Source organism: Pseudomonas sp. R2-37-08W (assembly GCF_003851705.1).
Taxonomy (GTDB): Bacteria; Pseudomonadota; Gammaproteobacteria; order Pseudomonadales; family Pseudomonadaceae; genus Aquipseudomonas.
In genome coordinates this window covers 5690510-5711915 of record NZ_CP027728.1, presented here as the reverse complement: position 1 = coordinate 5711915, position 21406 = coordinate 5690510, and the positions used below count along the sequence as shown (strand labels likewise).

General features: G+C 62.1%; 15 protein-coding genes and 1 pseudogene. 4 read left to right on the top strand and 12 right to left on the bottom strand.

Going from position 1 to position 21406, the window contains the following annotated elements; all coding sequences use genetic code 11:
• Nucleotides 1-63 precede the first annotated feature (63 nt).
• Complete coding sequence (locus tag C4J93_RS26505) at nucleotides 64-339, top strand: HU family DNA-binding protein (RefSeq protein WP_003195589.1); 276 nt, start codon at nucleotides 64-66, stop codon at nucleotides 337-339.
• A 145-nt stretch (nucleotides 340-484) separates the two neighbouring features.
• On the opposite strand, the gene C4J93_RS26500 is transcribed toward C4J93_RS26505, so the two are convergent.
• From C4J93_RS26500 to tssA, 12 genes and pseudogenes are all read right to left on the bottom strand, one after another.
• Nucleotides 485-982: an Imm26 family immunity protein gene (locus C4J93_RS26500; protein WP_256660118.1), complete on the bottom strand. Its 498-nt coding sequence runs from the start codon at nucleotides 980-982 to the stop codon at nucleotides 485-487.
• Between the two features lie 15 nt (nucleotides 983-997).
• Nucleotides 998-5386, bottom strand: a complete 4389-nt coding sequence (locus C4J93_RS26495; RefSeq protein WP_124430783.1) for an RHS repeat-associated core domain-containing protein — start codon at nucleotides 5384-5386, stop codon at nucleotides 998-1000.
• 12 nt (nucleotides 5387-5398) lie between these two features.
• Nucleotides 5399-5833, bottom strand: coding sequence for a DcrB-related protein (locus tag C4J93_RS26490; RefSeq protein WP_124365007.1), 435 nt, complete (start codon nucleotides 5831-5833; stop codon nucleotides 5399-5401).
• A 14-nt stretch (nucleotides 5834-5847) separates the two neighbouring features.
• Entirely contained in the window at nucleotides 5848-7788 is a 1941-nt protein-coding gene (locus tag C4J93_RS26485; RefSeq protein ID WP_124372302.1) for a type VI secretion system Vgr family protein, read from the bottom strand.
• A gap of 155 nt (nucleotides 7789-7943) precedes the next feature.
• A pseudogene (tssH, locus tag C4J93_RS26480) lies at nucleotides 7944-10597 on the bottom strand (type VI secretion system ATPase TssH).
• A complete protein-coding gene (gene tssG / locus C4J93_RS26475; RefSeq protein ID WP_124430782.1) occupies nucleotides 10590-11633 on the bottom strand; it encodes a type VI secretion system baseplate subunit TssG in 1044 nt (347 codons plus the stop codon). Before tssG ends, tssH begins: the two are co-directional and overlap by 8 nt.
• Entirely contained in the window at nucleotides 11597-13456 is a 1860-nt protein-coding gene (gene tssF / locus C4J93_RS26470) for a type VI secretion system baseplate subunit TssF (RefSeq protein WP_124430781.1), read from the bottom strand. The genes tssG and tssF overlap by 37 nt, the downstream gene beginning before the upstream one ends.
• Nucleotides 13453-13968 (bottom strand): type VI secretion system baseplate subunit TssE, encoded by a 516-nt coding sequence (gene tssE / locus C4J93_RS26465; protein WP_042945974.1) that lies wholly within the window; start codon nucleotides 13966-13968, stop codon nucleotides 13453-13455. Before tssE ends, tssF begins: the two co-directional genes overlap by 4 nt.
• 78 nt (nucleotides 13969-14046) lie before the next feature.
• Nucleotides 14047-14535, bottom strand: a complete 489-nt coding sequence (locus C4J93_RS26460; protein ID WP_124368844.1) for a type VI secretion system tube protein Hcp — start codon at nucleotides 14533-14535, stop codon at nucleotides 14047-14049.
• 148 nt (nucleotides 14536-14683) lie between these two features.
• On the bottom strand, nucleotides 14684-16180 hold the full coding sequence (gene tssC, locus C4J93_RS26455; RefSeq protein WP_065953261.1) for a type VI secretion system contractile sheath large subunit: 1497 nt from the start codon (nucleotides 16178-16180) through the stop codon (nucleotides 14684-14686).
• Between the two features lie 2 nt (nucleotides 16181-16182).
• Nucleotides 16183-16689, bottom strand: a complete 507-nt coding sequence (tssB, locus tag C4J93_RS26450) for a type VI secretion system contractile sheath small subunit (RefSeq protein ID WP_003195557.1) — start codon at nucleotides 16687-16689, stop codon at nucleotides 16183-16185.
• Between the two features lie 54 nt (nucleotides 16690-16743).
• The gene (tssA, locus tag C4J93_RS26445) at nucleotides 16744-17763 is read right to left on the bottom strand and encodes a type VI secretion system protein TssA (protein WP_124372298.1); all 1020 of its coding nucleotides are present in this window, start codon (nucleotides 17761-17763) and stop codon (nucleotides 16744-16746) included.
• Between the two features lie 389 nt (nucleotides 17764-18152).
• Between tssA and tagH the strand changes: the two genes are divergently transcribed.
• From tagH to tssK, 3 genes are read left to right on the top strand one after another with little or no spacing between them, the layout of a single operon-like run.
• A complete protein-coding gene (gene tagH / locus C4J93_RS26440; RefSeq protein WP_124372297.1) occupies nucleotides 18153-19481 on the top strand; it encodes a type VI secretion system-associated FHA domain protein TagH in 1329 nt (442 codons plus the stop codon).
• Between the two features lie 56 nt (nucleotides 19482-19537).
• On the top strand, nucleotides 19538-20047 hold the full coding sequence (gene tssJ / locus C4J93_RS26435; protein ID WP_124364999.1) for a type VI secretion system lipoprotein TssJ: 510 nt from the start codon (nucleotides 19538-19540) through the stop codon (nucleotides 20045-20047).
• Between the two features lie 18 nt (nucleotides 20048-20065).
• Nucleotides 20066-21400, top strand: coding sequence for a type VI secretion system baseplate subunit TssK (tssK, locus tag C4J93_RS26430; protein WP_124368840.1), 1335 nt, complete (start codon nucleotides 20066-20068; stop codon nucleotides 21398-21400).
• Nucleotides 21401-21406: the final 6 nt, after the last annotated feature.

Here is a 21406-nt window from a genome sequence, read left to right as displayed (position 1 = left end):
GCGCTGCTCCACCAGAGAGCAGCACGGACATAACAACAAAAAACCGTCAAAGAGGCTTCATATATGCGTAAACCAGATCTCGCAGCCGCCATCGCTGAAAAAGCCGATCTCACCAAAGAACAGGCCAACCGCGTACTCAACGCCGTTCTCGAAGAAATCACCGGCGCCCTGCACCGCAAGGACAGCGTCACCCTGGTCGGCTTCGGCACTTTCCTGCAACGCCATCGCGGCGCCCGCACCGGCAAAAACCCGCAAACCGGTGAGCCTGTGAAGATCAAGGCCAGCAACACCGTAGCGTTCAAGCCGGGCAAGTCGCTCAAAGACAGCGTCAACCCGTAAGAAACGGTGCCGTTCTCGAAGGGAGGCGGGAGGGTAAGAAGAATGGGCACGCCAACTGGGTTGGGTGCCCATTTTTAGTGGGCCTTGAATAAGGCCTGCGCGCTGATGACAGCTTTGTTTACTCGTTCCGATGCAGCGGTGCTGTCTACCCGCAAGTCGGGGGCAAGCGCTCATAATCCATCGGCTCATTCTCTGCCAGCGCACCTCGAAGATGGGCAATCACCCTGAAGATGAGGTGATCCATACGCCAGCAAATGGAGGGCTCAATGTTGGCTAACTGCCGTTCGCTCGCGGGCTTGCTGACCCCCCCTGTCCAAATTTCAGAATCAAACGCAAATTGAATCTCGTCATATCTGGAGATCGCTTTTTGGTAGTTTGGATCGCTGAAAAGAATCTTCCAACGAGGAATGCCTGAAAAACGCATGCTGCAAAAAATTGGGCGAAATAGGCGTTTTGAAGTGTCTATGTCGTTAATCGACTCGGGTATTTGTGTATGGAATTTCGCAAAAACCTCGATCAAATGCCCAAGCGCCGGGGGAATGAGCTCGATATAACGTGCGATCACAAACCCTGGTTCATCTGAAGCATTGACGGCCGGGATATAAAACAGATCGCCTGGCTTGGGGGCTGTAAGTGTTTTCATGCAGCGGTCTCTTCTCTACGTACAGGATTTAACCTTGCTCGGTTTGATGCCCAGCGCCTTGGCCGCAGCGCGGTAATTTTTATAATGAGCTTTGCCCCGTGAGTCGGTGCGGCTCTTATTGATCGGTTCGATGACGTTGTTTGGAAATTTTCCCTTGGTTTTATATTTTTCCCGATAGGCCTGTTCATAGCCTTTCGCCTGAGAGTAAGTCATCTTTCCGTCCTGGCCCTTCAACACTCTCAACTCCCCATTTCCCAAACGGGTGGTCCTGGCGTGCTGACCTTCACGTACTGATGGTATTTGCTCGGTATGGCCAATGTAGTATGGGGTTTTGGCGTTGGGTGCATAGAGTCCATATACATAAAACCCAGGCTTGTTCAGGGGAGTAGGCGCCCAGCCCAATGGATCCAGGCTAGTGAAGGGGTTTTCCCCATACAGGTAAAGGTTCAAGCCACCTTGGAGGCTAATCGGATCCGGCGTCGTAAACCGCCCCACATCCGGATCATAAAACCTGAACGTATTGAAATGCAGCCCCGTCTCCCGGTCCAGGTACTGTCCCTGAAACCGTAGATTCTGCTCTTCAATGTAATAAGGCTCGCGCACCTCTTCCAGCGTATTGCCCCACACCCGATAGGTCGCCTGCCAGACGTTGTGTCCGTCGGCCTCGGTGAGCTGCTCCGGCAGGCCGTTCAGGTCGTTGTGGTAATAGCGAATTTTCTGCAGCGGCCCGCTTCCGTCGACGCGTGCCAGAGGCTCGTAGCCTTCGTCCTGATAAACATAAAGACTCGTCTGACTGTGCTTATGCTCCTGCAGCAACCGCAAACCATCCCAGGTAAACCGCGTTTCTCCCAGCGGATACCCATCGCTGCCATGCTCGGTTTTCTCAACCCTGCGCCCCAGCGGGTCATACGTCATCCTGACGATGCTGCCATTGTCATTACGCACTTCAATCAATCGGCTTTCAGCGTCATACGCAAAGCGCTGCACGCCGCGCTTGGCACTGCGTTTCTCGATCATCCGCCCAAACGCGTCGTACCGATAACGCTTGTCCTGATAGGTCAGCAGCTTGTTATGCACCACGAGCCCCGCACCGGCCTGCGGGCCGTCGAGCAGGTTGGCGGCGGCGTCGTAGGCGAAGGTTTCGCGCTGGCCATGGAGGCTGTCCTGGCTGGCGATGATGCGGCCGGTGGCGTCGTAGTGCAGCAGCTGGCGGTGTTGTGTAGCGGGTTGCTGGTCGAGTTTGCCGATCAGGTTGTCGGTGGGGTCGTACTCGAAGTGCTTTTGCGCGGCGGTTGGCATCAACGAGGGCTGACTCGCCAGGCGGCGTTGGCGTGAGCGCAGTCGGCCGCTGCGGTCGTATTCGCTGCGGGTGCTGAGCTGGCCCTGGGTGCGCAGCACTTCGCGGTGCAGACGGTCGCGTTCGAAGTCGCTGATGACCTGGCCGTCGAGGTTGATCTGGTGCAGGTGGCCGCTGCCGTAGTACAGGCGATTGAGCCAACGGCCGTCCGGCAGTTGGGTCTGGATCAGGTTGCCGAGTTCGTCGTAGTGGTGTTGCAGGGTGCCTGCCGAGCTCTGTTCGGCAAGCAACTGGCCAAGCGGATCGTAACTGAACCCCAGGGCCTGGGCATTGCCTTGCATGTCGGTGAAGGTGACTGCCGTCAGTTGATCCACTTCATCGTAGCTGTAGTCGGTACGACCATCGTCGGTGGTTTTAGCAGTGAGTCGGCCGACCGCATCGCGCTCCAGCCGATGAACGATGGGGGCGGGTGGCGTTTCAGGAACAACCGCCAGTCCATTACCAAACGGCGCAGGCATGGCCGTCACCGTAGTGACATTGTCGAGCGGGTCGTAGGCATAGCGTTTGGCGCTGCCGTCGAGGTCTTGCTGTTCAGCCAGCCGATCGCCGGCATCCCACGCAAATCGATAGCTTTCACCGTTCTCATTGACCAGCGCTTGCAACCGCCCGTAGCTGTCATAGCCGAACTGCACCTGTCGGCCATGGGCATCGGTGCGCTGGCGTACCTGGCCACGCCGGTTGTGTTGATAAAGCGTGGTATGCCCGGCGGGATCGGTATAGCCCACCAACTGCCCGCTGGCATCACGCTGGAACTGTTCGGTGCGTCCGTCCGGCAGTTGGCTGCTGAGCAAACGGCCCTGGGCGTCATAGCTGAACTGCGTGCGCTCGCCGACCGCATCGGTGATGACCTGCAGATAACCGCGCTCGTCGTAGCTGAACCGCGTTGGGTAACCCGAGCAATCGACATGCTCGACCAATTGCCCGAACGGGTTCCAGCGCAGCTTTTTGCGCTTGCCGGTAGCGTCGATGATGTCGACGACCTGACCGTGGGCGTCATAGCGGTAACGCGTGACGTAGCCCAGCGGATCGGTTTCGGCGATGCAGTTGCCGCGTTGGTCATAGCGATACTGCCAACTGTTGCCGGCGGCATCGGTTTCCACCAGCGGCAGCGCCCAATGCTCCAGCCACAAGGTGGAGTCGCTGCGGCCCAGCGGGTCGGTTTCACCGATAAGGTTGCCGGAATCGTCGTAGCTGTATTCGTAGCGGCCCGCCAACGGGTCAGTGGCGCTGAGCAATTGGCGTTCGTCGTTCCAGTCGAAAAGCCAGGTCTGGCCGAGGTTGTCGCTGTATCGAATGATCTGGTGCTGAGTGTTCCACAGGCGCGTGCTGACGCGCTGCAAGCCATCGGTGATGCGGGTGAGGCCGGCCTGCAAGTCATAGTCGAACTGGTAAGCGTCGCCCTCATCGGTCCAGTGTCGAACGACTCGCCATTCCAGGCCTTCAACCAAGGCCCACTCATAGAAGCAGCGCAACCCGGTGGGCAACTGGTGCTCCACCATCCGCCGTCCGGCATCGTAGGCGAAGCGCCGTTGTACCTGCTCGGTTGCATCGCGAACCTCAGCCAACTGACCGGTCACGTCATAGCCATAGCTGACCAGCACTTCGCGACGTTGATCGGGGTACAGGCGTTCGATCCGGGTCACGCAGTCGAGGTCGCGGACCAGCTCAACCCGCACCAGGTCAAACGTATCGCGCAGGCGCAGCAGGCGCCCAGCTGCGTCATAGTCGACATAAATGCGGTTGTCATTGCGGTCACCCAACTGAACCAGGCGCAACCGCGCAGCATGGGTCGGCGTGGGTTCAAACAGGCGGTACAGGCCATCATCACTTTCGATCAACAACTGCCCGTTGAGGTGTCTGCGCACCGCAAGCCCTTCACCGGCGCTGAACACTGCGCCACCCAAGGGAATGGAACCCATGTCGATGGGGCGTCCCTGCTCGTCGGTGTACACCAGCGTTTCACCGCCTTCGGGATGAGCACGGACCTCGACGCACACCTCATACGGCACGCTCCAGCCCGCACCGAACAGACTGCCAGTGCGCTCGTCACGGCTGTTGAAGATGCGTTGCCAGTCAATCGGCAAGATGCCGGGCAGTACGAAATCCAGCTCGTCATCGCCGCCCAGCACTTTGGCGCCAGTCGCCGCATGCACCGGGTTCGACGAGCCCATCGCCGCATTGGCCAGTGCGCCCATCGCACTGCTGACGGCCATCGAGGTGGCACCGCCGATCAGCATGCACGGCAGCTTGCTGAAGAACTTGCCCTTGCCGCCCTTGAGCATCAATAGCGCTGTGACCGCCAGCCCCACGCCTGGCGTCTTGCCGCTGCGAATCTCGCGCACCACCACTGAACCGCCGCCGATGGTCACGTTGGAGGAAATCAACCCGGACGACACCACGGTCGCATCGCAGGTGCTGCGATCACCGCTGCGCACCGCCGGCTGGCCGTTGATCGTGACCTTGTCCGAGCCCTCGGCCAGAAACTGCGGCGGCATCGGCGGGTGCTTCATGCACACGACCAGGTCCAGGGGCTTGGGCACGGCGCCGGGAGCAGGTGTGGCAACGGTCGGGCGCCACATCTGTGAGAAGAAACTCTCGGCCATGTCCAGGTAGCTGGCTTCGGGTTCCGGCTCTGGAGCTTCCAGTTCGGTACCGGCGGGCGCGACATGGGAACTGATCGCCCCGGCGGCTCGGGCGGCGGGAATATTGTTGGTAAGCGTATCGGTGGAGCCGGTGAGAATATTTGCCTGCACCGTGGGAGGGAACAGGGCGTTGCTGAAGGCATCGCATAAATCCGTTAGCCCTTTGTCCGCCCCGCTCTTGCTCATGAGAAGGCCGACTATCGTGCCCACCACTGCGCCCAGCAGGAAGCATCCCAACCCGCCCGTAGCGACGGTAATGCCGGTAGCTGCGACCACGGCAAACGTGGCCACGGCGGTGATCGCGATATTCGCCGCCACCTCCAGCACGCCGCCGAGGATGTCGGCCATCATCGAGGTGTGGGCCAGCGCATCGCCCATCCGGGCTGCCCATAACGCGTCAGACATGCAGGCTGCTCATCAGGACACAGCGTCGAACGACAGCGAGTTTTTTATCAGTGCCCAATGCGCCGCTTCGGCATCACCCAGCGCGTCCGCCTTCACGTAACTCAAGGCAAGCATCTTGCGCGTGCCGGGAATCACCAGCGCCAACTGAAACTGGAAGACCTTGTCATTACCCTTGTTGAACTGGCTGCGCAGCTCGATGCCTTCCACCTCTTGATTCGCCCCCAAACGCACATCAACGCCGGGTTGATAGCGCAACTCCTGCACCTGTTTTTCCAGGCGCTGGAGCTGGTCGTTGAAGTTGCTGTGCAGGGTTTCGCCTTCGGCGAGCAAGCTACGGCTGACGATCAGGGACGTGCCCAGCTCAGGGAACTTGAGGATGTTGATCGTCGCGTCCTGCAGCTCGCCGGCAGGCAACTGAAACTGGAATTCATTGATTCGGTACGTCATAAAAACAGGTCTCGTCAGGAGCTCTTAGGCGTGGGAAACGCGGCTTTGATATTGGCGTCGATGCTGGCTTTCACGCCCTGGCCATCAGGCGTGGCGCCCGCGCCGCCACCGTTGTTGAGGTGCAGGACGCCGCCGGTATTGAACTCGGCATCACCGCTGGCGTAGAAGCTGATTTGCACACCGGTCAGATTGATCTGCCCGCTGGCGTTGAGCTCGAGGATGCTTTCGCCACAGACCAGGCGCAGGTTTTCGCCCACTTCGATCACGTAGCTCTGGCTGATGCTGTCGGTCTTGCGCTGGCCCACCGAGAGGATGTCCTCCTGCTTGACGATGCGCAGGCGATTATTGCCGATGGTCACCGTCTCGTTATGCCCAATACTCTTGTTACGGTCATGCCCCACCGAATGGCTTTCATCCACCTCCACCACGATGTCCTGATTACGCTCGGCATGGATGTACAACTGCTCCAGCCCCTTCTTGTCCTCCATGCGGATTTCATTGAAGTTGGCCGGCGTGCCGCCTTTGCTGGATCGGCTTTTCATGCCGCTTTGGGTGGCGTTCTCCGGCAGGTCGTAGGGCACCGTCTGCTCGGCGTTGTACACGCGCCCGGTGATGATCGGTCGGTCCGGGTCGCCTTCGAGGAAGCTGACGATCACTTCCTGGCCGATCCGTGGGATCTGCATCGAGCCCCAATTCTTGCCGGCCCAGGATTGCGATACGCGGATCCAGCACGAGCTGTTCTCGTTGGACTGGTCGTGGCGGTCCCAGTAGAAGTGCACCTTCACGCGGCCGTATTGGTCGGTCCAGATTTCTTCGCCCTTGGGGCCCACCACCAGTGCGGTCTGCGGGCCTTTAACGACGGGGCGGTGGGTGTTGGCCAGCGGGCGGAAGCTTTGCTGGGCGTCGATGCAGGTGAGGCTGCTTTCAAACTGCGCGCCGCCTGCGCCGCCGCCGCTTTCCAGGCTTTCCTGAACGATGTAGTAGCGACAGCCGACGATCAGGTATTCGCGGTTCTGGTCCTGGCGGCTGAAGCCGGTGAGGCTGAACAGGTGGCCCGAACCCAGGCCACGGGCATTGCCGGCGAACTCGATCTGTTCATGCAGGGTTTGCAGGGCTTCGATGCGGGTGCGCGCGTAGTGTTCGCCGTCGGCGCTCTGCACGTAGGTGCCGGGATAGTCGTACAGCGGATAGTCGCCGGCGGTGTGCGGGCGCGGCATGGCCGAGCGCACGTCGATGCTGGCGCTGGGGCGCTGGAAGTCGTAGTCGTTGAGCTCCAGCGACCCCGGCTGTACCTCCTGCGCCAGGTGCCAGTTATGCATATGGTCGCGTTCGCGCTGCTGCTCGTCCTTGGGGTAATACGGGATCGACGCGTAGCCGGGCACCAAGGTGTGGGCGCCGTAGGCGTCGGCCAGCACCAGCACGTGACGGTCCTGCTCGTGGCGGAAGAAGTAGTAGATGCCTTCCTGTTCCATCAGGCGGCTGACAAAATCGAAGCTGGTCTCGCGGTACTGCACGCAGTATTCCCACTCGCGATACGGCCGGCTCAGGGCATCTTCGAAGTCGGAAAAACCCAGGTCGCGGAACACCTGCTTGATGATCTGCGGGATGCTCAGGTTCTGGAAAATCCGGCAGTCGGAGGTGCGGCTGAGCAGCCACAGCCAGGGGCGCAGCGTCACCTGGTAACTGGCGAACTGGCCCTGGTCGATGTTCTGGCTGCAGCGCGCGACGATGCCGTGAAAGTGCCGCTCGCCACCGTCGGCCAGTTGCAGACCGATGCTCATTGGCTTGCCCAGCAACTGGTTGAGGTCGATGTTGGCGTCCAGGGACGTCAGTTGCAGCTCATAGTTGAACAGCCTTCCTAACTCTTCACCGCCACCCATTTCATTGAGCAGCAGCACATCCGGCCCGAGGGGGCTGGTGATTTTGGCCAGGCGTGAGGCTTGGTTGAATAGCATCGGGCGTCTCTTATGACTAAATAACTGAAGAAACCGGTTCAAAAATGTGGGAGGGGCTTGCCCCCGATGGCGGTGTATCAGGTTAGAAATTTCTGGCTGACCCACCGCCATCGGGGGCAAGCCCCCTCCCACAGTTTTAATCGCATTCCGTCAGGTTAATCGCTGAAGTCGTAGTGCAATTCATTATCCTGGCTGCTGATGCGCACCCCCGCCAGCGCCTTGCCTTCGAGCATGCGCGTGAGGAATTCACGGCTCATGTCCGGCAGCAGGCTGTTGGTCAGGATGGTGTCGATCATGCGCCCGCCGCTTTCGGTTTCGGTGCAGCGTGAGACGATCAGGTCGACCACCGCCTCGTCGTAGTCGAAGGCGACCTTGTGGGTATTCTCCACGCGCTTCTTGATGCGGTTCAGTTGCAGGCGAGTGATCGCCTTGAGCATCTCGTCGCTCAGCGGGTAATAGGGAATGGTTACCAGGCGGCCGAGCAGCGCGGGTGGGAAAATCTCCAGCAGCGGCTGGCGCAGGGCCTTGGCGATTTCCTCGGGCTCGGGGATGTTCGCCGGGTCTTTGCAGACGCGGGAAATCAGCTCGGTGCCGGCGTTGGTGGTCAGCAGGATCAAGGTGTTCTTGAAGTCGATCACGCGGCCTTCGCCGTCTTCCATCACGCCCTTGTCGAATACCTGGAAGAAGATTTCATGCACATCCGGGTGGGCTTTTTCCACCTCGTCCAGCAGCACCACGCTGTAGGGTTTGCGCCGCACCGCTTCAGTCAGCACGCCGCCTTCGCCATAGCCGATATAGCCCGGTGGCGCACCTTTGAGGGTGGAAACCGTGTGGGCTTCCTGGAACTCGCTCATGTTGATGGTGATCACGTTCTGCTCGCCGCCATACATGGCTTCGGCCAGGGCCAGGGCGGTTTCGGTCTTGCCCACACCCGAGGTGCCGGCCAGCATGAACACGCCAATCGGCTTGCTCGGGTTGTCGAGGCCGGCGCGGGAGGTCTGGATGCGCTTGGCGATCATCTGCAGGGCGTGGTCCTGGCCGATGATGCGTTTCTTCAGGTGCTGGTCGAGGTTGAGTACGGTTTCCAGTTCGTTGCGCGCCATGCGGCCCACCGGAATACCGGTCCAGTCGGCGACCACCGAGGCGACGGCCTGGTAATCCACGGTGGGCAGGATCAACGGGGTTTCGCCTTGCAGGGCGCTGAGGCGCTGTTGCAGGTCCACCAGTTGGGCGCGCAATTCATCGTTGCCGCTGTCGACGTCGCCGACTTTTTCGCGCAGCGTCGCGCGGGTGGCGAGCAGCTCATCCACCAAGGCTTTCTCGTCGGCCCAACGGTCTTCCAGGCTGGCCAGGCGCTCACGCTCGGCCGTCAGCAGCGCTTCGCTGTTGGTTTGACGCGCGCCAATCGCAATGCCGATTGCATGTTCCCGGGCGATGATTTGCAGTTCGGTTTCCAGCGCTTCGATACGGCGGCGGCTGTCGTCCACTTCGGCAGGCACCGCGTGCAGGCTGATGGCGACGCGGGCGCAGGCAGTGTCCAGCAGGCTCACGGATTTGTCCGGCAACTGGCGCGCGGGGATGTAGCGGTGGGACAGCTTCACCGAGGCTTCCAAGGCTTCATCGAGAATCTGCACTTGATGGTGTTTCTCCATGGTCGAGGCCACGCCGCGCATCATCAGCAGCGCTTTGTCTTCCGACGGCTCGGCAACTTGCACCACCTGGAAGCGGCGGGTCAGGGCCGGGTCTTTTTCGATGTGCTTCTTGTACTCGGCCCAGGTCGTGGCGGCCACGGTACGCAGGGTGCCACGGGCCAACGCAGGCTTGAGCAGGTTGGCCGCATCGCCCGTACCGGCAGCGCCACCGGCACCGACCAGGGTGTGGGCTTCGTCAATAAACAGGATGATCGGCTTGGCCGAGGCCTGCACGTCTTCGATGACCTGGCGCAGGCGCTGTTCGAACTCGCCTTTCATGCTCGCGCCGGCTTGCAGCAAGCCCACGTCGAGGCTGCGCAGTTCCACGTCCTTGAGCGCCGGCGGTACATCGCCGGCGACGATGCGCAGGGCGAAACCTTCGACCACGGCCGTCTTGCCCACCCCGGCTTCACCGGTGAGGATCGGGTTGTTCTGGCGCCGCCGCATGAGGATATCCACCAGTTGGCGAATCTCTTCATCGCGCCCCACGATCGGGTCGAGCTTGCCGCTGCGCGCCTGTTCGGTCAGGTCGACGGTGAAGCGCTTGAGCGCTTCCTGCTTGCCCATCGCGCTGGGGCCATGGCGCCGCTGGCTTCGCCGGGAACACCGGCATTGAAACCATCGCTGGCGCCAAGGGCATTCTCAGGCGAGTCGCCGACGTATTCATCAAACCGCTCGCTCAAGGCCTCGGGCTTGATCTTGTCGAATTCGGCCGACAAGCCCAGCAGCGCATGGCGCAGGCTCGGGGTTTTCAGGATGCCCAGCACCAGGTAACCGGTGCGCACCTGGCTTTCGCCGAACATCAGGCTGCCATACACCCAACCGCGCTCCACCGCTTCTTCCACATGGGACGACAGGTCAGTGATCGAGGTCGAGCCGCGCGGCAGGCGGTCCAGGGCTTCGGTGAGGTCGCGGGCCAGGCGCGCCGGCTCCACGTTGAACTGGCGGATGATGCGGTGCAGGTCCGAGTCCTGCAGCTGCAGCAACTGGTGAAACCAGTGGGCCAGCTCCACATACGGGTTGCCCCGCAGTTTGCAGAACACGGTGGCGGCTTCGATGGCCTTGTAGGCCACGCTGTTGAGTTTGCCGAACAGTGCGGCGCGACTGATTTCACCCATGCTCTGGATTCCTTGAGGTGGTGGCGTGATCGGCGTAATGCCGGGCCAGGATTAGGTCGTTGGCGTCATGCGCAGGTTGGCCGAGCCAGGTGTTGAAGCCCAGGCGGAACTGGCCGTTGAGTTGCAGCGCCGGGACTTCGGGTTGTTGCAGAACCAGGTTCAAGTCCCAGTCCAGTTCATGGCCCAGGTACTCGGCGACCCACGCCACCAGCTCGTTGAACGGCTGATGGCCGGGCAGCATGCCCATGTAATCGTCGAGTTTCAGCGGCCCGAGGCGAATGCGGAATTTGTGCTGGCGGTCCCACACATGGCTGCCCAGGCAGAAATCCACGCCGAGCCGGTTGGCGCTGACGCCGACGCGGCTGCGTTCGGGCAATTCCAGCCATTGGCCGACGTATTCTTCGATTTCCACCGGCAAGCCGAAGTACTCGCTGAGGATGGCCTTCAAGCCATCCGGGTAACGGGTCTGCGCCGACAGGTGGCCGCTGTAATGCAGCTTCGCCGTGTCGGGGATCAAGCCCTGGTTGAGCAAGCTCGGCATGCCGCGGCCACTCAAGGCGGCGAGGCGTGCGGACCAGTAGTCATCGTCCGGGCGGTCATGGCTGACCGTCGGGCGTGCCTCGGCCCAGGCCCGGTAGAACAGGGTCAGCAGGCGATGGTGGAACACATCCAGGAACTGTTTGCTGGTGCTGTCGGCATTGTTGCGCTGGCGCTCGCGCACGTACTCGGTGATATGCAGCGGCAACGGGCCGTTGGGGCCGCCGAGGCCGAAGAAGAACTGCTCCAGCCGCGCCGGCTTGCCGTCACCGCCGGGGCCGACCGAGGCCAGCGTAGCCGGGGCGAAGGTGCAATCGGCCTGTTGCCCCAGGCGCAGCGGGTCATCCGCCAGGCGCAGGGAATGGCCCAGGCGCGGCAGGTCCGGCGATTCGCACTCGATACGCCGCAGTGCCTGGAAGAAGTCATATTCCCAGGGCTCCTGGTGCATCGCGTCCAGGGTACTCACAGGGTCGGACGACGTCCGGGCTTGGCTTTCCATCGCATGATCTCGCCGCGTTCGGTGGTACGGATCACCGTCTCGGTAAAACTGTTGATCGACACGTAGCGTGCCAGGAAGCGTTCCAGCACCGCACCGAGCAGGAACACACCGGTGCCGCGAAACGCGTTTTCATCGAATTCCAGGGTGATCTCCAACCCGCGGCCAAACACAATCGGGCCCGGCATCGGCAGGCGTCGGGTCACCGCCTTGCTGCTGACTTCGCGCAAGCCTTCGATCTGCAATTGCAGGGCGGCGTCGTTGCTGTCGCCGTACAGGCGCAACAGCTCACGCAAGGCGCCGGCGCCCTGGCCCTGTTCGCTTAAGGAAAGGTAGTTGAGCGACAACTGGCTGATCAGGCGCCAGGCCTTGGCATCGTGGGCATGGCTGGGGCGCGGGCGGCTGGGACCGGCGACGCACCGCACCGAGAGCACCGGGGCGCTGTCGGCCAGGGTGAAGTCGGTCTTGCCGTTGCCCACGCTCATGAACAGCGGCAGGTCGCGGTTGGTGCACAGTGCGGTCACACCCAACTGGCGCAGATCATGGCGGTACGGTGCTTGCCGGCTGTCCACCAGGCTGACGAAGGTTTCGCTGCCCACGTAGGTAGAGCGCGGGCCGTTGCGGCGCTGGTCGCTGGACAGCACACGCGGTTCGCGGCGCACCGTGTAATAGGCCTGGTCGCGGCCGTAGCGGGAGGGATCGCGCACCGCGTAAAACGGCAAAAATGGCTGCTCCGGCCCGGTGCCATGGCCGGTGATGCCGCTCAACGAATGAATCTCGAAATCCATCGGCCGCGTGCGGTCGGCGATCACATGGTGTTCGTTGACCCGGTCGGACAGGTGGATGCGGTCTACGCGTTTGGGGAACAGGTTGATCGCCGGCGTGCAGAACGGCAGGAACTGCGCCGCGCCAACACTGCCTTCCAGGCTCGGCTCGTGGCGGTCGAACAGCACGATCAGTTCCAGCTCCTGGCCGTCGCAGCGTTTGACCGCACGGCTCAGTTCGGCGAATTCAACGAACAGGAAGCGGTGGGGCAGGGCGAAGTATTCCTGCAACAACCGATAGCCCTGGAACGCACGCGCCACCACCGGCATGGCCGCGTCGGCGTCGTCAAAGCCCCGTGAGCGCAAGGCGTCCTGAGACAAGCGCTCAACCCAATCACCGCCGGGCTTGCGCGCGAACACCGCGCAGGCGTTGCCCAGCAATTGTTCATAGAGGCGGAACGGTTGCTCATCGGCGCCGCTGAGGTACAGCGGCAGGTTATCCAGGTCGAGGCTGTTGAATGGCAACTCGGCGCCGGTGCGCAGGGTCAGGCGCAAGCCGGCCTTGGCTTTCGGTTCGGCGGCGGCCAGGCGGCCGAGCACGGCGGCAGGGTTGCCGAAGTATTCGGCATTGCTCACCTGCAACGGCCACAGCGTCACCGGGTGCGCAGTGCGGTACTCGCAGCAGGTCTGGGTTTCACGGCCCAGGGCGGCGCGCAGTACTGTGTCGCGGGGCAGGGGGAAGCCGCTGGCGAGGGAGCCTTCGTCGGGGTCGGTCTGCAGTTGCACCACGGTCATCGACGGGTTGGGCGCCAGGTAATGCGGGTAGGCGATTTCCAGCAGGTTGTGGGTGAAGGTCGGGTACTCGGCGTCGAGCTTGAGCTGCACGCGGGCGGTGAGGTAGGCAAAGCCTTCGAGCAGGCGTTCGACGTACGGGTCGGCGCAGTCCATGCCGGACAGGGTCAGCCGACTGGCGATCTTCGGGTATTCCTTGGCGAACTCGGCGGCGCTTTCGCGCACATGGTGCAGTTCCTGGTTGTACAGCTCCAGCAGGCGCGGGTTCATGGGCGCCTCCGTTGGTCGGCATTCACCACGCGCACATGGCCGGACTCCAGGTCCAGGTCGGTTTGCAGCAGCAGGCGCAACGGCACCGGCTGGGCCCACAGGTCGCCTTCGATCTCGAAACTCAAGGCGTTGTGGTTCATTTCACCCTGGCCGACGCGGGCTTTGACGCGCAGCGTGTGGCGCAGGATGCGCGGCTCGAACGTCGCGATGGCTTGGTAGATCAGCGCTTCCAGGGCCTTGATGTCTACGCTGGAAACGCTGTTGCCCGCCAGCGCCGGCAGCCCGTAATTGACCACCGAGGTGCCGGCCGGGGTGTGCAGCGTGGCATCGGCATCGAGCAACGACGTGGTGTTGAGCAGCCACGCCAGGTCGCGCAATACCGAGGCTTTCAATTGGGTCAGGGACAGCACGCGTTTGTCGGCGCTTTCCTTTGGATTGGTTGGGTCGTCGTCGGTCAGCCGGTCCAGCAGGGACGGTTGCAGACGGTCGCGGGAAGCGATTTCAGTTACCACCAAAGCAGCTCCACGGACGGGTTGCGAGAGGAACATAAGGTTTGCGACCGTGGCGTGAAACCACGGTCACAAGGGCTATCAGCGCTTGGTGTTGGAACGGATGTTCCAGCCAAACTTGATCGCGCCGCCGTCTTTGGTGCCGTCGGCTTTCTGCGGTTGGTAGTCGACCATCACTTGGGCGAAGTTCAGGGTGACGTTCTCGGTCAGGCGGTCATCGGTGCCCGAACCGCCGGTGCTCAGCGAGGTCACCAGGACTTCTTCCAGGTTGATCACCATGTACTCGACCTGGCTTTCGCCACCGGCCTTGCGCACGGTCAGCTTGACCTTGTCGATGTGCTTGCCGCTGGCGCAGTGCATCATCAGGTTCGGCGACGCCTTGTCGACGTATTTGGTCAGCGACAGGTCCTGGATATTCACCTTGCCCGCGCCGCCGCCACCGCCCACATGCATGTTGCCGGACTGGGCCATGCCCCAGCTCCAGTTCAGCACGTCGATCTCGTCCTTGTGGGTCTTGTCCATGGACTCGCCCTTGATGTCGCCGATCTTGATGAAAATATCAACAGCCATGTTTTCTCCCTGTGTGGCCCTGGCCACTTGATTTGGTGATCGTTCCCACGCTCTGCGTGGTAACGCATCCTGTGACGCTCTGCGTTACTGGGACGCAGAGCGTCCCCGGGCGGCATTCCCACGCGGAGCGTGGGAACGAGCGAGTTACTTAAGCGCTCTTGGCCGAAGGCAGCTTCGATACCAGACGCAACGACACCGTCAGCCCTTCGAGCTGGTAGTGCGGGCGCAGGTAGAACTTGGAGTTGTAGTACCCCGGGTTGCCTTCCACTTCTTCCACGATCACTTCGGCGGCTGCCAAGGGATGCTGGGCCTTGGTGGTTTCGGTGGAGTGCGCCGGGTCACCGTCGACATAGTTGAGGATCCAGTCCTGCAACCAGCGCTGCATTTCGTCCTTCTCTTTGAAGGAGCCGACCTTGTCGCGCACGATGCACTTCAAGTAGTGCGCGAAACGGCAGGTGGCGAACAGGTACGGCAGGCGCGCGGCCAGGTTGGCGTTGGCGGTAGCGTCCGGGTCATCGTACTCGGCCGGTTTCTGCAACGACTGGGCGCCGATGAACGCAGCGAAGTCGGTGTTTTTCTTGTGCAGCAGCGGCATGAAACCGTTCTTCGCCAGTTCCGCTTCACGGCGGTCGCTGATGGCGATTTCGGTCGGGCACTTCATGTCCACGCCACCGTCGTCGGTCGGGAAGGTGTGGGCCGGCAGGTTTTCCACTTCACCGCCGGACTCGATGCCACGGATGCGCGAGCACCAGCCGTAGTGCTTGAACGAACGGTTGATGTTCACCGCCATCGCGTACGCGGCGTTGGCCCAGGTGTACTTGGAGCTGTCGGCGCCGTCGGTGTTTTCTTCGAAGGCGAAGGCTTCCACCGGGTCGGTCTTGGCGCCGTACGGCAGGCGCGCCAGGAAGCGCGGCATGGTCAGGCCGATGTAGCGCGAATCTTCCGATTCACGCAGCGAGCGCCAGCCGGCGTATTCCGGGGTGGTGAAGATCTTGGTCAGGTCGCGCGGGTTCGACAGTTCCTGCCAGGAGCCCATGCCCATCACGGTCGGCGAAGCCGCAGCGATGAACGGCGAGTGCATGGCGGCGCAGACTTTCGACAGCTCGCCCAGCAGTTCCACGTCCGGGGGCGACTGGTCGAAGTAGTAGTCGCCTACCAGGCAGCCGTAAGGTTCGCCGCCGAACTGGCCGTACTCTTCTTCGTACATCTTCTTGAAGATCGGGCTCTGGTCCCACGCCGTGCCTTTGAATTTCTTCAAGGTCTTGTGCAAGTCCGGCTTGGAGATGTTGAGCACGCGAATCTTCAGCTGCTCATCGCTCTCGGTGTTGTTGACCAGGTAGTGCAGGCCACGCCAGGCGCTTTCCAGCTGCTGGAAATCCTGATGGTGGATGATCTGGTTGACCTGGGCGGTGAGCTTGGCGTCGATGGCGGCGATGATCGATTCGATCGACTTGATCGCATCGTTGGACACCAGGTCGGTTTGCGCCAAAGCCTGTTCGGCCAAGGTGCGCACGGCGGTTTCCACGGCTTCGCGGGCGCGCTCGGTCTTGGGCTTGAATTCTTGCATCAACAGCGAGGCGAACTCGCTGGTTTCTTCGGTGGCGCCCAGGTTGGACGCGCCTTCGCGAACGGTATTGTCAGTCATGCTTACTGCTCCCCTGCAGGCTTGGGCGCACTGGCAAGTGCCTGGAGCAGTGCCGGGTCCTTGATCGCCTTCATGATGATTTCTTCGGCGCCGGTCTTGCCGTCCATGTAGGTCAGCAGGTTGGCCAGTTGGGTGCGGGCTTCGAGCAGCTGGTTCAAGGAATCGACCTTGCGCGCCACGGCGGCCGGGCTGAAGTCGTCCATGCTTTCGAAAGTGATGTCCAGGCTCAGGTTGCCTTCGCCGGTCAGCTCATTGGGTACGTGGAACGCCACGCGTGGCTGCATGGCCTTGAGGCGGGAGTCGAAGTTGTCGACGTCCACTTCAAGGAACTTGCGATCGGCCACGGGTGCCAGCGGCTCGGCAGGCTTGCCGGCGAGGTCGGCCATCACGCCCATGACGAAGGGCAGCTGGACCTTTTTCTCGGCGCCGTAGAGCTCGACGTCGTACTCGATCTGCACTCGAGGCGCGCGGTTGCGCGCGATGAATTTCTGAGAACTTTGCTTCGCCACGTTGCTGCTCCTGGTCGCTTGAGCGACGGTGTTGTTACTGCACGGTCCGGCGGCTTACTCGCTGTCCGGGCCGCGCAGGTTTTCAAATTGGGACATGCCGTCGGGAATCAGATTGCGCACGATGGCCGCGAAATCGGCGTGCACCAGATTCTTCGCACGGTTCAACAGCACCGGCAGCGGGCTCGAAGGCTCGTGCCGGGTGTAATACGCAAGGATTTTGTCGAGGCTGCGAAGCACCTCATCGCGGCTGGCGATATCGCCGGCAGGGCGGGGTGCTGCGGGGGCGGCGGCGTAGTCCACCGAGGGGGCGTTGTCTTCACTGACGGCCTCGGGTTCGCTGCTGCTGTCGGTGCCTGGCACCGCTTGGTTGAGCAGTTGCAAGGCCTGCTTGAGCGGCTGTTTCAACGCGCTGAGGTCCACGCCCCGGGCGGAACCGACCTGCTCGTTGACCTGTTGTTCGATGGCTTCGCAGGCGGCACGCGCCGCGCTCAAGGCGTCGCGGGTGGCCTGCAGTTGCTCCGGGTCGCTGTCGAGGAACGCAGCGTTGAGTTGCTGGGCGCCCAGTTGTTCATCGGGAAAACTCAGCAGGCCGCTGGCGTTCAACGCGGCGCGCAGGCTCACCGGGCCGAAGGTGCGCGAACGCGTGAGGATGCTCTCGCGCAGCAGACGAATCGTGGTGTCGCCGGTCAAGCCGGACAGCGCGTTGATGCGCACGGTGGGGTCGTTATCGTCATCGGCATCCAGGCGCGGGTGCAGGTCGGCCCAGTATTGGCGCAATAACGCATCGATCAGGGTCAGGACGTCGGCCAGCCCGACCACGCCTTGCAGGGCGAGCGAGCTTTGCAGCAGGAAATGGGTGATGCGCAGGTCTTTGCTGCGCTGCAGCAAGTCGAGGCTCTGCTGCTGGATGCTGCGCCATTCGGGTGGCTCAGCGGGCAGGATCGAATCGCCCATGCTGCGCTCGGGCTGGCCCTTGGCATCACGTTCCAATTGCAGAAATTGCGCGTCATATTCCATGTCTTCGCCACAGGGCGAGGACGCGGAAACGGCGGTGAGCAACAATGGCACATCCACTGAGTTCGATCTCCCTATCAGCCCGTTAGATGCCGGGCAATGCATGCATTAGTTGCGCGGTGAACTTTGCATGTTCTTGGTGATACCATCAGAATGCCACTATCGTGCCATCATTGATGTTCAAGAAGTTGTGCATTTTTGGTGTAGTACTTATGCCTTGTCAAGGTAAGCTATTCGCCCTCTGTGACAGATGTGCGGTGCTTAACAACCTGCGCGACTGGTGGGTCGAACGGTGCGCCCGCAGAGGATTTTTGTCATGCAAGCCAGATAAGATCAGCGATCATGCTGGCAATTGCAGATTTAGACGGTCGTCCCCACGACCTGGCGGAGTATCCAGGCAAGCGTAGCCCTTGGATCGACCGCGCGCGATGTATCAGCAAGGAGGCAAGATGTCGCTGTGTTTGACTATCACTAGTTATCACAAGATTACCCCTGGGCAGTGCTCCGAAAAGTCCATGAACCAGGGCTCGATGGCGATCGGCCGCAGTTCGGAAAACGACTGGGTACTGCCCGACCCCGAGCGCCTCGTCTCCTCCCAACATTGCGTTATTCAATACAAAGACGGCCGTTATTACCTGACTGATAACAGCACCAACGGCGTGGAGTTGGTTAACGCCGGTATCCGTTTGCGCCGGGGTAACAGCGAGCCGCTGCAGGATGGCGAGCTGATCCGGATCGGCGATTACGAAATTCAGGCGCGTATTGATTTCAACGTGCAGGCCGTCGACAGCCAGCCGTTTGCCGGTGAGTCGCCGAACAGCTTTGAAGCGCTGATGGGCGCGGTGGCGAGCCCATCAGCGCCGACGCCAATGATCGCGCCGCAGTTCCATGGCGCCTCGTCGATGGAAACCCTGCCGGACCTGTTCGACTTCCTCAGCCCTGCTGCCGTGCCACCGCCCACCGTGGCGGACCATGTGCCGTCCGAACAACACGACTTCCGTGCGCCGGAGCCGGTCGCCGTGCCGGTTGTCGACACACCGGTGGTACAAGGTTCGGTGATTCCCGAAGACTGGGACCCGTTTGGCGACGCGCCCGCGCCGCTCATCAATGCTGCGCCAGCTCCCGCGCCGATTCCCCCGCCGCCGCCCGTGGTTGAGCCTGTTGCGCGCCCCGTCGGCGACGCCCAGCCACAGCCCGACCTGCTGCAAGCATTCCTGCGCGGTGCCGGCCTCGATCAGCTGCGCCTGGACCAGGCCGCTGCCTGCGCCCAGATGGAAAACATCGGCCGCAGTTACCGGCTGATGGTCGAAGGCCTGATCGACGTATTGCGTGCCCGCGCCAGCCTCAAGGGCGAATTCCGCATGCAGCAAACCATGATCCGCCCCGCCGAAAACAACCCGTTGAAATTCGCCCCGAATGCCGACGAAGCGTTACTGCTGCTGCTTCGTCACGGCAACCAGGCGTTTATGGCGCCTGATGTCGCGGTACGTGACAGTTTCGACGACCTGCGCACCCACCAATTGGCGGTAATGGCCGGCGTGGAAGCCGCGCTCAAGCATCTGCTGCTGCGCTTTGAACCGGCGCAGTTGGAAGAGCGCATGGGCAAGCCCGCTGGCCTCTCGAGTATTTTCAACGGTTCGCGCCAGGCCCAGTACTGGCAGCAATTCACCGAGCTTTACAACACTATTTCCCGCGAGGCCCAGGAAGATTTCCAGGACCTGTTCGGCCGCGAATTCAGCCGGGCCTACGAAGAACACAGCGCACGACAGCGACGCTGAACCGCGTCGCACTGATGGATAAAACGGATAGCTAAACACGTCATTGAGGACGCAGGATGATTCCCAGGTTTTTACTCGTAGCCGCCACCGCGCTGCTGCTGGCGGCGTGTGCCAAGGACGCGGCCAAACCCGAAGCCGCTGCCGAGGCTGAAGCGGACACGGCTGCCGTCGAATTGCATTTTCACGCGATTGCCGGGCTCAACCCCGGCGCCAATGGCCAGGCCGCCCCTGTACGGGTGCGTATTTTCGAGCTGAAAAACGCCGCTACCTTCGCCCGCTCCGATTACTTCGCCCTGGCTGATCGTGCGCAATCCACCCTTGGCCTGGACCTGCTCGACCAGGACGAAGTGGTGATCCAGCCCGGCCAACAGCTGAGCATCCAGCGCGATCTCGACCCGGCCACGCGCCAGATCGGCCTGCTGGTGGGTTATCGCGAGCTGGACCGCGCGCAATGGCGCACCGTTATCAACGTGCCGCCACGCCAATACACCGAATATCAGATCAGCCTTGATGTGCGTGCCGTGCGCGCAGACGTCGTGGCTACCCCCGCCAGCCCAGCCCACTAACAAGCAATCGGAGCCCCCATGTCCTGGAACAATCGCGTGGTCTGGTCGGAAGGCATGTTCATCGGAACGCAGCACTTCCAGCAGCATGACCGTTACCTGGAAAACCTGATCGACGCCCGCAGTCGTCCGCTGTCCGCTGGCGCCTGGGGCTTTTCCGAGTTGCTGATCGACCAGGGCCTGCTCGCCCAGGGCAAGCTGGCCATTGTGTCGGCGCGTGGCCTGTTGCCTGACGGCACGCCATTCAATATTCCCCAGGACGACCTGGCGCCGAGCCCGCTGAATATCGACGATAACCTGCGCGACGGCCTGGTGTACCTGGCCCTGCCGCTCAAACGCGCCGGCGCGCGTGACACCGTGGATGCCGGCGAGGCCCTCGAAGCTGCGCGCTACGTGAGCCAGGTGCGTGAAGTGCGCGACGACAACGCACCCTTCGAAAACCGCGCGCCGGTGGCCGTGGGCTCGCGGGCGTTGCGTTTGCTGACCGCCCAGGACGGCATCAGCGACTACGCCGCCATTGGCCTGGTGCGCATCAAGGAAAAGCGCGCCGACCGCGCACTGGTGCTCGATGACAGCTACATTCCGCCGGTGCTGGACGTGGCCGCGAGCAAACCGCTGAGCGCATTTCGCAGTGAGCTGCTCGGCCTGTTGCACCAACGTGGCGAAGCCCTGGCCGGTCGTGTGGTGGCCTCGGGTGCCGGTGGCGCTTCGGAAATCGCCGACTTCATGCTGCTGCAACTGGTCAACCGCGCCCAGCCGCTGATCCAGCACTTCAGCCAGTTGAGCCCGCTGCACCCGGAACGCCTCTTCAGCGAGCTGGTCAGCCTTGCCGGTGAGTTTTCGACGTTTTCCACCTCCGGCCGGCGCCCCCAGGAATACCCGCACTACCAGCACGACGACCTGGCCCTAAGCTTCGCCCCGGTGATGGCGGCCCTGCGCGAAGCGTTGTCGATGCTGATCGACAGCAAGGCCACGCCGATCCCGATCGTGGAGAAGGCCTACGGCATCCATGTGGCGATGCTGGCCGACAAGACCCTGCTCGACAACGCCAGCTTCATCCTCGTGGTGCGTGCCGACGTGCCCGGCGAAACCCTGCGTGCGCGCTTTGGCCAGCAGAGCAAGGTCGGCTCGGTGGAGCACATCCGCGACCTGGTCAACCTGCAGTTGCCGGGCATTGGCCTGCTGCCGTTGCCGGTGGCGCCACGCCAGTTGCCGTATCACGCGGGCAGCACCTATTACGAGCTGGACCGGGGCAGCGAGCACTGGCAGCAGTTGAGCAATTCCGGCGGTTTCGCCTTCCACATCGCCGGGCAGTTCCCGGGCTTGAACCTGGCCTTCTGGGCGATCCGAGGATAAACCGCG